The 13126-nt window shown below is 70.6% G+C and carries 13 protein-coding genes; 8 read left to right on the top strand and 5 right to left on the bottom strand.

All coding sequences use genetic code 11. The features are described 5' to 3' along the window. Window positions 1-161 precede the first annotated feature (161 nt). Together C4T42_RS05160 and C4T42_RS05165 are read right to left on the bottom strand one after the other, a co-directional pair. Window positions 162-3326 carry an efflux RND transporter permease subunit gene (locus C4T42_RS05160; protein ID WP_103984785.1) on the bottom strand — a complete coding sequence of 1055 codons (3165 nt, stop codon included), beginning with the start codon at window positions 3324-3326 and terminating at the stop codon, window positions 162-164. Window positions 3327-3375: 49 nt separating this feature from the next. After that, window positions 3376-4629, bottom strand: a complete 1254-nt coding sequence (locus tag C4T42_RS05165) for an efflux RND transporter periplasmic adaptor subunit (protein WP_103984786.1) — start codon at window positions 4627-4629, stop codon at window positions 3376-3378. 255 nt (window positions 4630-4884) lie between these two features. Here C4T42_RS05165 and C4T42_RS05170 point away from each other — a divergent pair, with 255 nt between their 5' ends. Together C4T42_RS05170 and C4T42_RS05175 are read left to right on the top strand one after the other, a co-directional pair. Beyond that, the gene (locus C4T42_RS05170; RefSeq protein WP_042673504.1) at window positions 4885-5112 is read left to right on the top strand and encodes a hypothetical protein; all 228 of its coding nucleotides are present in this window, start codon (window positions 4885-4887) and stop codon (window positions 5110-5112) included. 448 nt (window positions 5113-5560) lie between these two features. Continuing rightward, the gene (locus tag C4T42_RS05175; protein WP_103984787.1) at window positions 5561-5740 is read left to right on the top strand and encodes a hypothetical protein; all 180 of its coding nucleotides are present in this window, start codon (window positions 5561-5563) and stop codon (window positions 5738-5740) included. On the opposite strand, the gene C4T42_RS05180 is transcribed toward C4T42_RS05175, so the two are convergent. The 3 genes from C4T42_RS05180 to C4T42_RS32845 are packed head-to-tail and all read right to left on the bottom strand — an operon-like array spanning window position 5741 to window position 7810. Beyond that, entirely contained in the window at window positions 5741-5953 is a 213-nt protein-coding gene (locus C4T42_RS05180; protein ID WP_026604754.1) for a hypothetical protein, read from the bottom strand. Beyond that, window positions 5946-6560 carry a cysteine hydrolase gene (locus tag C4T42_RS05185; RefSeq protein WP_020091947.1) on the bottom strand — a complete coding sequence of 205 codons (615 nt, stop codon included), beginning with the start codon at window positions 6558-6560 and terminating at the stop codon, window positions 5946-5948. Before C4T42_RS05185 ends, C4T42_RS05180 begins: the two co-directional genes overlap by 8 nt. Beyond that, on the bottom strand, window positions 6557-7810 hold the full coding sequence (locus C4T42_RS32845) for a GNAT family N-acetyltransferase (protein WP_103984788.1): 1254 nt from the start codon (window positions 7808-7810) through the stop codon (window positions 6557-6559). The genes C4T42_RS05185 and C4T42_RS32845 overlap by 4 nt, the downstream gene beginning before the upstream one ends. Window positions 7811-7907: 97 nt before the next feature. Here C4T42_RS32845 and C4T42_RS05195 point away from each other — a divergent pair, with 97 nt between their 5' ends. From C4T42_RS05195 to C4T42_RS05220, 6 genes are all read left to right on the top strand, one after another. Further along, entirely contained in the window at window positions 7908-8921 is a 1014-nt protein-coding gene (locus C4T42_RS05195; protein ID WP_020091945.1) for a LysR family transcriptional regulator, read from the top strand. A 123-nt stretch (window positions 8922-9044) separates the two neighbouring features. Beyond that, window positions 9045-9665, top strand: coding sequence for an urease subunit gamma (locus C4T42_RS05200; RefSeq protein WP_042673510.1), 621 nt, complete (start codon window positions 9045-9047; stop codon window positions 9663-9665). A gap of 2 nt (window positions 9666-9667) precedes the next feature. Beyond that, window positions 9668-11395 carry an urease subunit alpha gene (gene ureC / locus C4T42_RS05205; RefSeq protein ID WP_020091943.1) on the top strand — a complete coding sequence of 576 codons (1728 nt, stop codon included), beginning with the start codon at window positions 9668-9670 and terminating at the stop codon, window positions 11393-11395. Window positions 11396-11427: 32 nt separating this feature from the next. Further along, a complete protein-coding gene (locus C4T42_RS05210; protein WP_020091942.1) occupies window positions 11428-11907 on the top strand; it encodes a DUF29 domain-containing protein in 480 nt (159 codons plus the stop codon). A 33-nt stretch (window positions 11908-11940) separates the two neighbouring features. Further along, window positions 11941-12441, top strand: coding sequence for an urease accessory protein UreE (locus C4T42_RS05215; RefSeq protein ID WP_020091941.1), 501 nt, complete (start codon window positions 11941-11943; stop codon window positions 12439-12441). Continuing rightward, window positions 12428-13117: an urease accessory UreF family protein gene (locus C4T42_RS05220; protein WP_026604753.1), complete on the top strand. Its 690-nt coding sequence runs from the start codon at window positions 12428-12430 to the stop codon at window positions 13115-13117. The genes C4T42_RS05215 and C4T42_RS05220 overlap by 14 nt, the downstream gene beginning before the upstream one ends. Window positions 13118-13126 lie beyond the last annotated feature (9 nt).

Here is a 13126-nt window from a genome sequence, read left to right on the forward strand (position 1 = left end):
GGGCCGCGGTGACAGGGCTGCCCGGCCATTGGCTTCGGGACGTCGCTTTCGCCGCGCTCAGCGTCTTTGCGAGCGGAGCGAAGCAATCCAGGGAAGCGCGACGTCGGCGAGCGCGGCGTATCTGGATCGCTTCGCTCCGCTCGCAGAGACGGCGGTCGGCCTCACTCCGCCGCGCGCAGCGTTGGCGGGCCGCGGACCTCCTCCAGCGGCTCGGGGTCATCGAGCGCCCCGTCCACCGCCCGCGGCTTGTCGCGGAACGAGAAGCGGTGCGCCAGCCGGTCGAGGTAGATGTAGATCACCGGCGTGGTGAACAGCGTCAGCACCTGGCTGACCGCGAGGCCGCCCACCATGGCGTAGCCCAAGGGCTGCCGGATTTCCGAGCCGGTCCCGGTGGCGACCATCAGCGGGATGCCGCCGAGCAGGGCCGCCATCGTGGTCATGAGGATCGGCCGGAAGCGCAGCAGCGCGGCTTTCCGGATCGCAACCTCGGGCGAGAGGCCCTCCTCCCGCTCGGCGACGATGGCGAAGTCGACCAGCATGATGCCGTTCTTCTTCACGATGCCGATGAGGAGGATGATGCCGATCAGCGCGATCAGGCTGAAGTCGAACCCCGCCCACATCAGCACCGCCAGGGCGCCGACGCCGGCCGAGGGCAGCGTCGACAGGATGGTGATCGGGTGGATGAAACTCTCGTAGAGGATGCCGAGGATCAGGTAGACCACGAACAGGGCCGCCAGGATCAGCAGCGGCACCGTCGAGAGCGATTGCTGGAAGGCCTGGGCGGTGCCCTGGAAGCCGCTCACCACGGTCGGCGGGACCTGCAGCTCTCGCATCGCCCGGCCGATCGCCTCCGTGGCCTGCCCGAGGGCGACGTCGGGGGCGAGGTTGAAGCTGATCGTCACCGCCGGGAACTGCCCCTGGTGGTTCACGGCCAGCGGCGCCACCGGAACCGTCGTCCAGCGGGCGAAGGCCGCGAGCGGCACCTGCCCGCCGCCGATCGGCGCCTTGATGTAGATCTTGTCGAGGCTCTCGACGCTGCCCTGCAGCGCCGGCAGAACCTCCAGGACGACGTGGTAGCTGTTGAGCTGCGTGAAGTACTGCGCGATCTGGCGCTGGCCGAACGCGTCGTAGAGCGTGTCGTCGATGAGCTGGGGCGTGATGCCGTAGCGCGAGGCGGCGTCGCGGTCGATCGACAGCGTCAGCGTCGTGCCGCGGGTCTGCTGGTCGGTGGCGACGTCGCGCAGCTCCGGCAGCGTCTTCATCTTGTCGAGGATGCGCGGCGCCCAGGTGTTCAGCTCGGCGAGGTCCGGGTCCTGAAGGGTGTACTCGAACTGCGTCCGCGAGGTGCGGCCGCCGGTGCGCACGTCCTGGGTCGCCTGGATGAAGGTCCGGATGCCCTCGACGCGCTCCAGCTTGGGGCGCAGCCGGCCGATCACCTGGAAGGCGTTGACGTCGCGCTCGTCGCGGGGCTTCAGCGTGATGTACATGCGCCCGGAGTTGAGCGCTTGGCCGTTGCCGCCGAGCGACATGCCGACGGTGGCGACCGCGGGATCGGCCTGGACGATCGCGCCGACCTTCTCCTGCAGCGCCTTCATCGCCGAGAAGGAGATGTCCTGCGACGCCTCGGTGACGCCGATCATGAAACCGGTGTCCTGCTGCGGGAAGAAGCCCTTCGGGATGGCGACGAACAGGTAGCCGGTCAGCGCCAGCGTGGCGAAGAAGACCAGCAGCGTGACGCGGCGGAAGCGCAGCGCGACGTCGAGGGCGTCGGCGTAGACCGCGAGCAGCCAGTCGAAGGCTGCCTCGCTCATGCGGTAGAGGCGGCCGTGGCGCTCGGCGTCGTGGGACTTCAGCAGCCGCGAGGCCATCATCGGGGTCAGCGTCAGAGACACGAAGGCCGAGACCGCGATGGTCATCGAGAGCACCACGGCGAACTCGCGGAACAGCCTTCCGATGATGCCGCCCATCAGCAGGAGCGGGATCAGCACGGCGATCAGCGACACCGAGATCGACACGATGGTGAAGCCGATCTCGCCCGCGCCCTTGAAGGCGGCCTCCATGGGCCGCATCCCCTCCTCGACGTAGCGGCTGATGTTCTCCAGCACGACGATGGCGTCGTCGACCACGAAGCCGACCGAGATGGTGAGCGCCATCAGCGAGAGGTTGTCGAGGGTGTAGCCCGCCATCCACATCAACGCGCAGGCGCCGAGCAGCGCGAGCGGCACGGTCACGCTCGGGATCACGGTCGCCCAGAAGCTGCGCAGGAAGACGAAGATCACCCCGACGACCAGCACGATCGTCAGCAGCAGGGTGAACTGCACGTCCTCGACCGAGGCGCGGATGGTCTGCGTGCGGTCGCTCAGGATGCCGACCTTGATGGCGGCCGGCAGTGTGGCGGTCAGGCGGGGCAGCTGGGCCTTGATGCTGTCGACCGTGTCGATGACGTTGGCGCCGGGCTGCTTGAACACGACCAGGAAGATGCCGCGCTTGCCGTTGGTCCAGCCGGCCTGCTTGGTGTCCTCGGGGCCGGCGACCGCCTGTCCGATGTCGCGGACGCGCAGCGGCGCGCCGTCGCGATACGCGACGATGACGTCGTTCCAGTTGTGGGCCGCGGTGAGCTGGTCGTTGGCGTAGATGGTGTAGCTGTGGCTGCCGCCGTCGATGCTGCCCTTCGGGTTGTTGACCGTGGTGAGGGTGAGCTGCGCGCGCACGTCCTCCAGCGACAGGCCCTTGGCCACGAGCTTGGCCGGGTCGATCTGGATCCGCACGGCGGGCTTCTGCTGGCCGCCGATGAAGACCTGCGCGACGCCCGAGATCTGGCTGATCCGCTGGGCAAGCTGGACGTCGACCGCGTCGTCGACGTCGATCAGCGGCATGCTGTCGGACGTGGCCGAGAGCAGCAGGATCGGCGAATCGGCCGGATTGACCTTGCGGTAGGTCGGCGGGGTCGGGAGGTTCTTCGGGAGCTGGCCGCTGGCGGCGTTGATGGCCGCCTGGATGTCGCTCGCGGCGCCGTCGATGTTGCGGTTGAGGTCGAACTGGACCGTGACCGTCGAGATCCCGAGGGAGCTCGTCGAGGTCATCTGCGACACGCCGGGAATCTGCGAGAACTGCCGCTCGAGGGGCTGCGCCACCGACGAGGCCATCGTCTCCGGGCTGGCCCCGGGGAGCTGCGCGGTCACCTGGATGGTCGGGAAATCCACCTGCGGCAGCGGCGCGACGCCGAGCAGCGGGTAGGCCACGATCCCGAGGAACAGGATGCCGACCATGATCAGCGTGGTCGCCACCGGGAACCGGATGAACGGTGCCGAGATGCCGCCCTTCATGGCCGGGCCCCGCGCGGGGACGCGCCCGCCGTGAGGCGTCCCGCGCGCGTCACTGGACCGCCTCCGCCTGCGCGGTGTGTGCCGCGTGCGGATCGGCCACGAGGCTGCCGTCCTGCACCTTGTACTGGCCGGCGACGATCACCCGCTCGCCGGGCCGGAGGTCGCCGCTGAGAACGCGCGTCCGCCCCGAATCCGAGCGGCCCGCCTTCAGCGCGCGCTGATGCGCCCGGCTGGCATCGTCCACCACGAAGGCGAACAGCCCGTCGGGCCCGTGCTGGATCGCGTCGTCCGGCACCGTCGTGGCGACCGCGACCGTGCCGACCCGCATCTTGGTCGAGACCGACAGGCCCGGCCACAGCGCGTGGTTCCTGTTCTCGTAGACGGCCTTGAGGCGGATCGTGCCCGTCGCGGTGTCGACCTGGTTGTTGAACAGGGCGAGCTTGCCGTCGGCGAGCTTGGTCAGCCCGTCCGACGTCCAGGCCTCCACCGGCACGTCACCGGCCTTGAGGGCCGCGGTGATGGCGGGCAGCTGATCCTCCGGGGCCGTGAACACCACGAAGATCGGCTCGACCTGGGTGATCGTCACGATCGGGGTCTGGCCGGCCGCGTTGACGATGTTGCCGATATCGACCTGCCGGAAGCCCGTGACGCCGTCGATGGGCGCGCGGATCGTGGCGTAGCCGAGCTGCGTCGTGGCGTTGTCGATGGCCGCCTGGTCGGACGCCACCTGCGCGGTGAGCTGGGCGACCAGGGCCGTCTGCGTCTCGGTCTGCTGCCGGGAGGCGAAGGCGCCCAGCCCGGTGTAGCGGACGAGGTCCGCCTTCGCGTTGCCGAGGTTGGCCGTGTCCTGCTCCTTCTTGGCCTTCGCCTGATCCAGCGCCGCCTGGTAGGGCCGCGGGTCGATCTGCACGAGCACGTCGCCCTTGCGGACGGTCTGCCCCTCGCGGAACGCGACCTGCTGGATCTCGCCGTCGACGCGCGTGCGCACCTGGACGGTGTTGTACGCTTGGACGGTGCCGAGGCCGTTCGACACGAGGGCGAACGGCCCCTGCTCGACCGTGCCGAGGGTGACGGGCACCGGCAGCGGGGCCGCCGCCCGGGACTTCACCGCGGGCTGATTCAGGCGCGTGTAGCCGTAGGCGCCGCCGCCCGCGACGGCGAGCAGCAGGAGAATCAGGCCGGCCGCGCCCGAGCGCTTCTTCGCCGGTTTGGTCGCGGCGCGACGCGCGTCGCCGTGGCGCCGGTCCGCGACCGTCTCGTCCGCGCGAGACCCGTCGCGGTCGTGCAGGTCCTCACTCAGCATGCGCCGCTATCCGCCCGTTGATCCGACCGCTTCGCGGGCCGGGATAATTTTGCATTCAATAGCATACAATGGCCGCGCCGGACATCGCGGCGCTCCCCGGATCGCGGCAATGTTCCGTGAGCGGAAAGCGTGCTACCGCCGCCGAGAGTGGGCCGCGCCGCGGCGCCGGACGCTCCGCGCGGACGACAGGCGCCCGGCGCGCCCGCGCGGGATGGCCGCCGACGCCGCGCCGAGGATGTGAGACCGGGACGCCGCATGGCCTCGACCCTGGAACTGGACGGCCTGAACGAACTGCGCGACGCGCTGATCGAGGAGCGGCAGGTCATCGTCGCGTCGGTGCGCAAGCTGCGCGACGCGCGGCGGCAGAAGGGCACCTTCGTGCTGGGCGACGGCGCGGATGCCGGACCGCGGCTGGTCGCCGTGCAGGAGCAGATCGTCGTGGTCGAATCCATCATCGCCGCGCTGACGCGATCCCGGGCCTGAGGTGCTCGCGGTCCGATCGGACGCACCCGTGCGGTGCCCGGGCCCTGGCCGATACCGGTCGGGATTGTCACAGTTCGGTGTCCGAGATGTTTCTGAGGGCTCGCGGCGTGTGCGGCCCCGTGCGGAGACTGTTCGAGGCGGCGGGCTGCGTGGCCGGTCGCGTATTCAACGATTATCGTCAATAGATTATTGAATTCATGTCCCGGCAGGCGCCGGAACAGCGGCTCCGGATGCAATTCGGTCGAACCGGATCATTGCCCCGGTCGATCGACCGCCGTGAGCCTCCCCATCGTCGCCGATCTACGATCCGGTGTTCGGTTTGCCGGCGATGGATTGCGCCGCGCGTGACGATCCGGTCGGCTTGTACAGGATCTGCTCAACTTTCGGGCTGGACGATCGCGATCCTGTCCTGTTAGCGGACCGCACCTCAAGGCGCGGAACCTCGAACATGGACGCCTTCGATCACGCCAATATCGCGCGCGATACCGACGAAACCGTCGATTTGCCTCTCGAGCATGAGCTCGTCGTGCTCTGGCGGGCGCTCGCCGCGGACCGGCGCGCCCAGGACGAGCGGACCGCGCGCCTGCGCGCCATGCGCCTCATCGGCGGCGAGGACGGCGCCGACTGATCACGCGGTCTCCGGCGCGCCGCCCGGCAGCCGGCTCGCCAGCACGAAGCCGACCGCCATCGCCATGGCCTCGGCCTGCGCGATCAGCGTCGGCTCGCCGGCCTCGCGCGCCGCCTGCAGCAGCTCGATCGCGTGCCGGCCGAGGCGCAGGTCCACATCGTCGCCGGCCGGGACCCCCTCCGGAATCCCGTGATTCTGGCTTCGGTCAGTCATTGGCGTGCGTGGGTCTTGAAGCTGTGGGCAGGGGCCTGAAAGGCGCCGAGGCCGCGATCCAGGATTGCGTGTCGGTGACATCGCCGAACACCCGCATCACCGCGCTCACCGACCGGTGGATCTCGTCGGCGGAGATCCCGTCGAGGTCGTGGCTCGCGGAGGCGTCGGACAGGAAGGTCACGTCCTGGCCGCGGTGGAAGCCGTCGACCGCCGTCGCGAGGCAGGACGACTCGCCGGCGAAGCCCGCGATGACGAGCGGCGGCGATCCCCGCTCCATCGCGTCCGCGAAGGCGGGGCTGGCGTAGCAGGACGGGCGGTCCCGGTCGAAGATCATGTCGCAGCCGTGCGGCTCGAACCCCTCGATCCAGCGGACGAAGCGGCTGCCCGCCTGGAACAGCGGCGCGCCGATCCAGCGGACGTACACGACCTGCATGCCGCTCGCGCGGGCATGCGCGAGGGCGCGCCGGCAGTTGGAGAGCGCGGGCTCGATCCCCGCCAGGGCGAGCGGGCGGCCCGCGATCTCGTATTCCTGCTGCATGTCCACCAGCACCAGGGCGGGGACGCTGCGCGGCCGGCGATACAGCGCCGGGTTGATCGGCCGGTTCATCGCGCGGCCACCGCCCGGTCGACGGACGGGCGGGTCACGGCGCGGCTCCGCGAGCGGTCGAGGGCGCCCGCCCGGTGCCAGCGCCCCTCCGGCCGGATGATGACGTAGGGGTCGGCGCCGAGGCCGATCGCCTGCGGGTGCGGCTCCGCCTCCATCAGCATCTCGACGTAGTCGAAATCCGAGAAGACCAGCTCCTGCGCGCCCTCGAAGACGCGGAAGCCGAAGCGGCTCCAGAAGCCGACGAGGCGCTTCTGGGCGTGGCCGTAGAGCTGGCGGTAGCCCTTGACCCGGGCCAGCTCGATCCCGGCGCGGACCAGCGCGAAGGACAGGCGCGTGTTGCGGAACTCGGCCCGGACCGCGAGGCGCTCGATCTTGGCGAAATCCGCGAAGAACCGGATGCGCAGGCAGCCCGCCGGCTCGTCGCCGACGTAGCCGATCAGGTGCGTCGCCGAGAGGTCGTTGCCGTCGAATTCCTCCTCGTACGGGCAGGCCTGCTCCGCCATATAGACGGCGGCGCGCAGGGCGATCACGCGGGACAGGTCCTCCATGTTCCGCGCGACCGCGACGCTGATGCCGGTCCCGCCGGACCGGTGGGTGTCGTACGGGGGCGCCGGCTCCGCCTTCGGCGCGCGGGCGAAATGGTACAGGGCGCCGCGGGCGGAGGTCTGTGCCGTGAAGCCGAGAGTCGTCAGGAGGTCGGCCCCCTCGGGGGTGGCCGCGCGGGCGTAGAAGTCGACGCCCCGGTAGGTCGGGCTCGACAGACGGTCGAAGACGAGGCCGACGCCGCCGGAGAGGCGCCGCCGCGCGTAGACGGCCCAGACGTAGATCCCGGCCGGGCGTTCGTGCTGGCCGGCCAGCATCGCGGCGGGCGGATCGGACGCGTCGAGCGTCCCGGCCTTGAGCGCCGCCAGGCCGTCGGCGTTCAGCATCAGGCAGGCCACGAACCCCTCGCCCCGCGGATCCGCGGCGTCGAACCGGTGGCGCTGGGCGATCGCCAGGACGCTGTCGGGATTGATCGACATCACCCGCTGGACGGTGCGCAGGGGCGCGAGATCGGGCAGATCCGCGCGCGCCGACGCGATCAGCCGCGCCAGATCGTCCGGGGTCGGCGTGAAGATGACGAGGTGCCGGGCAATTCGGCCGACCTCGAGCGCATTCAGCGCGTGCCGCGGCTCGGGAGAGACTAGCGCTGTACCGAGTTGATCGGCGTCCTTGGCCACGAACTGCGCGCGAGCAATGTGCACCGTCATCGGATGACCTGACATTCGGGTACGGATTGACGGTTAAGCACTTCGCATCTAGCGCTCTGGCTGTATGTGCAAAATTTGAAACAGGGGTGTTCCGTCGATGGAACAGGCGGAGGCGATCCGGGACCCGATGCCCGACTGGCAGAGCATCCGGGTCTTCCTGGCGCTCCAGCGGTCCGGCAGCTTCCGCTCGGCGGCCACGAAGCTCGGCCTGTCGGTGAACTCGGTGCGGCGCCGGATCGACGATCTCGAGGCGCTGATCGGCGCTCCGCTGCTGACCCGCCACGTCGACGGCATCCGCCTTACCGCCGAGGGCCACGCGATCCTCGAGGCCGCCGGCCGCATGGAGGCGGCCGCCTTCAGCCTCGTGCGCACCGGCGAGGGCGCGCCCTTCGCCGAGACCGGCGAGGTGCGGATCGCCGTGACGGAGGGGCTGGGGGCGTTCTGGCTCGCGCCGCGCCTCGTCGAGTTCCAGCGCGCCAACCCGCGCCTGACCGTCGACCTCCGCTGCGCGATGGAATCCGCCGACGTCCTGCGACTGGAGGCCGACGTCGCCATCCAGCTGACGCGGCCGACCAGCCCGGACCTGCGCATCGTCAAGCTCGGCCGGATCCACATGGTGCCCTACGCCGCGCGGAGCTACGAGGAGACCTACGGGCTCCCGGCGCGCCCCGAGGACCTGGAGCGCCACCGGATCGTGGTGCAGGACGGCGGCCAGACCGTCGCCCTCGAGGATTACGTGCGCACGGTGCCGGGCTTCCCCGCGAAGGTCCCGATCACCCTGAAGATCAACGTCAGCAGCGCGTATTACTGGGCCATCGCCAAGGGGGCCGGGATCGGCCTGCTGCCGACCTATGCCAGCGCGATCGGCGCGCAGGTCGTCCCGGTGGACAATCTCGGCCGCTTCAGCGTCGACATCTGGCTGACCTATCACCCGGACGCCGAGCGGATCACCCGCGTGCGGCGGACGATCGACTGGCTGCGGGCCTCCTTCGATCCGAAGCGCTATCCCTGGTTCCGGGACGAGTTCATCCATCCCCGCGACCTGCCGGGTGCGGTGAAGGGCGCGGCCCTCCCCGACCTGTTCGCCGGCTTCATCGCCATGACGCCGTGACGCCTCCCTGATTCAGGCGGCCCGCGACGGCCGCTGGTCCGGGTTCTGCAACGGCCGACGCCCGCCCTTGACCGCGCCGCGCGCATGATCCTTGCTCCGGCCGCCGCGACGACGAGGTTGCCCGTGCTGCTGACGCCCCGTGAGAAGGACAAGTTGCTCATCGCCATGGCGGCGCAGGTGGCGCGCAACCGCCTCGCCCGCGGCGTGAAGCTCAACCATCCGGAATCGGTGGCGCTGATCACCGACTTCGTGGTCGAGGGCGCTCGGGACGGCCGCACCGTGGCCGACCTGATGCAGGCCGGCGCCACCGTGCTGACCGCCGATCAGGTCATGGAGGGCGTGCCCGAGATGATCCACGACATCCAGGTGGAGGCGACCTTCCCGGACGGCACCAAGCTCGTCACCGTGCATCACCCGATTCGGGGCGCGGCCTCGTCCGACATCCCCGGCGCGGTGACGACGCTGCCCGGCGAGATCGTGTTCAACCCCGGCGCCGAGCGGACCGTGATCGAGGTCGCCAATGTCGGGGACCGGCCGATTCAGGTCGGCTCGCACTATCACTTCTTCGAGGTCAATCCGGGCCTCGTGTTCCCGCGGGAGCAGGCCCGCGGCAAGCGCCTCGACATCGCGCCGGGCACCGCCGTGCGGTTCGAGCCGGGATCGACGCGGGAAGTGGCGCTGGTGCCGCTCTCCGGCGGGCGCACCGTCTACGGGTTCCGCGGCGACGTGATGGGCAAGCTCTGACCATGGCCAACACGCCCAAGCCCGCCAGCCTGCCGCGCTCGGCCTACGCCGACATGTTCGGCCCGACCGTCGGCGACCGCATCAGGCTCGCGGACACGAGCCTGGAGATCACGGTCGAGCGCGACTTCACCACCTACGGCGAGGAGGTGAAGTTCGGCGGCGGCAAGGTCATCCGCGACGGCATGGGCCAGAGCCAGGCCACCAACGCCGACGGCGCCGTCGACACGGTGATCACCAACGCGGTGGTCCTCGACCACTGGGGCATCGTGAAGTGCGATGTCGGCATCGTGCGCGGCCGGATCTTCCGGCTCGGCAAGGCCGGCAACCCGGATGTGCAGCCGGGGGTCGACATCGTGGTCGGGCCGGGCACCGAGGTCATCGCCGGCGAGGGCAAGATCCTGACGGCGGGCGGCTTCGACAGCCACATCCACTTCATCTGCCCGCAGCAGATCGAGGAGGCGCTCTGCTCGGGGGTCACCACGATGCTCGGCGGCGGCACCGGCCCGGCGCACGGCACCTTCGCCACCACCTGCACGCCGGGCCCCTGGCACATCGCCCGGATGATCGAGGCGGCGGATTCCTTCCCGATGAACCTCGCCTTCGCCGGGAAGGGCAACGCGTCCCGTCCGGAGAGCCTCGTCGAGATGGTGCGGGCGGGTGCCTGCGCGCTGAAGCTGCACGAGGACTGGGGCACCACGCCCGCGGCGATCGATACCTGCCTGTCGGTGGCGGACGCCCACGACATCCAGGTCATGATCCACACCGACACGCTCAACGAATCGGGCTTCGTCGAGGACACGATCGCGGCCTTCAAGGGCCGGACCATCCACGCCTTCCACACCGAGGGCGCGGGCGGCGGCCACGCGCCGGACATCATCAAGGTGGCCGGGCTGCCGAACGTGCTGCCGTCGTCCACCAACCCGACGCGGCCCTACACGTGGAACACGATCGACGAGCATCTCGACATGCTCATGGTGTGCCACCACCTCGACCCGTCGATCCCCGAGGATCTCGCCTTCGCGGAGAGCCGGATCCGGCGCGAGACCATCGCGGCCGAGGACATCCTGCACGACATCGGCGCGCTCTCGATGATGTCCTCCGACAGCCAGGCGATGGGCCGGGTCGGCGAGGTCATCATCCGCACGTGGCAGACCGCCGACAAGATGAAGCGCCAGCGGGGCGCCCTGCCGGGCGACGCGTCCGGCACCGACAACCTGCGCGCGCGCCGCTACGTCGCCAAGTACACGATCAACCCGGCCATCGCGCACGGCATCTCCCGGCACATCGGCTCGGTGGAGCCCGGCAAGCTCGCCGACCTCGTGCTGTGGACGCCGGCCTTCTTCGGCGTGAAGCCCGACCTCGTGCTGAAGGGCGGCAGCATCGCGGCCGCGCCCATGGGCGACCCGAACGCCTCGATCCCGACGCCGCAGCCGGTGCATTACCGGCCGATGTTCGGCGCCTACGGCCGGGCGCCCTTCGCCACCGCCCTCACCTTCGTCTCGCGGGCGGCGGTGGAGGACGGCCTGCGGGAGCGGCTGGGCGTGCAGAAGGAGCTGGTCGCCGTTGAGAACGTCCGCGGCGGCATCTCGAAGAAGAGCATGGTGCTGAACGACGCCACGCCGGTCATCGAGGTCGATCCGGAGACCTACGACGTGCGCGCCGACGGCGAGCTGCTGGTCTGCGAGCCGGCCGAGGTGCTGCCGATGGCGCAGCGTTACTTCCTGTTCTGAGATAGGATGGGCTCGGTGGCAGGAGAGCCGCGATGACGAAGATCGCCCAGCTTCCGGCGAGGGACGACCTCTACACGACCGATCTCTGCCTCTGGACCGAGGAGCAGGCAGCCCTGCTCCGGGCCGGGCGCTGGCCGGATCTGGACCGCGCCAACGTCGCCGAGGAGATCGAGAGCTTGGGCGGATCCCAGAAAGCCGAGATCCGGAGCCGTCTCGCCATCCTGCTGCTGCACCTGCTGAAGTGGGAATTCCAGCCGGAGAAGCGGAAGTACGGCTGGCGCGCGACCATCCTCGAGCAGCGCATCCGGATCGATGACCTGATCGACATGAGCCCCAGCCTCCAGTCCTGGCCGGATGCGGTGCTCGCGAAGGCCTATTCCGTCGCTGTCCTCGGGGCCGCGAGCGAGACGGGCTTGCCCGGATCCGTCTTTCCGAAATCCTGTCCCTACGCGATCGAGCAGATCCGTGAGCTCGGCTTCTATCCGGGCACGCCGGAGACGGACGTTGTCTGACCGCGCCCGAGTATCCAGCCCGATCCGTCAACCATGATCCGCGCCACCCGCATCCTCCGCCGCGACGCCCTGTCAGGTGGCGAGATCGTCGACCGCGTCGTCCTCGATCACGGCGACCGCCACCGCCGCCGCGTCGCCATGCGCGGCGCCGGGGGACTGAGCTTCCTGCTGGACCTTCCGGAGCCGACCGTGCTGGAGGACGGCGACGCCCTGGTCCTGCAGGACGGACGCCTCGTCTGGGTCGAGGCCGCGCCGGAGCGCCTGCTCGAGATCCGGGCCGCCGGCGATCACGCCCTCAAGCGCCTGATCTGGCACATCGGCAACCGGCACATCGCCGCCGAGATCGGCCCGGACGCGGTCTGGATCGCGCACGACCACGTCCTCGCCGAGATGGTCCGGGGCCTCGGCGGCACCGCCGAGCCGGTGGTGCGCCCGTTCCGGCCCGAGGGCGGCGCCTATTCCGGCGGCCACGGGCACGACCACGGGCACGACCACCCGCATGGCGGCCACCAGCACCACCATGCCGCGGGCTGACGCCCTGGAGGCGCTGCGCCTGATGGCGTGGCTGTCGCCCGGCTACCCGGTCGGGGCCTACGCCTACTCGCACGGGCTCGAATGGGCGGTCGAAGCGGGCGACGTCCGCGACGAGGCGAGCCTGACCGCGTGGCTCCGGGACGTCTGCGAGCGCGGCGCCCTGCGCAACGACCTGATCCTGGCCGCCCACGCCCACGCGGCGGCGCTGTCCGCGGACGGCGCCGCGCTGGTCGCCGTCAACGACCTCGCCCTGGCCCTGGCGCCGTCGCGCGAGCTGCACCTGGAGACGAGCCAGCAGGGCCGCAGCTTCCTCGACGCGACGCGCGGCGCGTGGCCCTGCGACGCCCTCGACGCCCTGGCCGGCAATCTGCCGGGGCCGGTCGCCTACCCGGTCGCGGTCGGCCTCGCGGCCGGCGCGCACCGCATGGATCCGGGCCCCGTGCTCGCCGCCTACGGCCTCGCCTTCCTGCAGAACCTCGTCTCCGCGGCCCTTCGGGCGGCGCCCGTGGGTCAGGCCGCCGGCACGCGGGTCGTGGCCGCCCTCGCGCCGCGCCTCGCCGGGCTCGCCGAGGCGGCCACCGCGGCGGATCTCGACGCGCTCGGTGCCGCCACCTTCCGCCTGGATCTCGGCTCCTTCCGCCATGAGACCCAGTATTCCCGCATCTTCCGATCCTGAGCCCGCAGC

Source organism: Methylobacterium sp. 190mf (assembly GCF_900107945.1).
Taxonomy (GTDB): Bacteria; Pseudomonadota; Alphaproteobacteria; order Rhizobiales; family Beijerinckiaceae; genus Methylobacterium.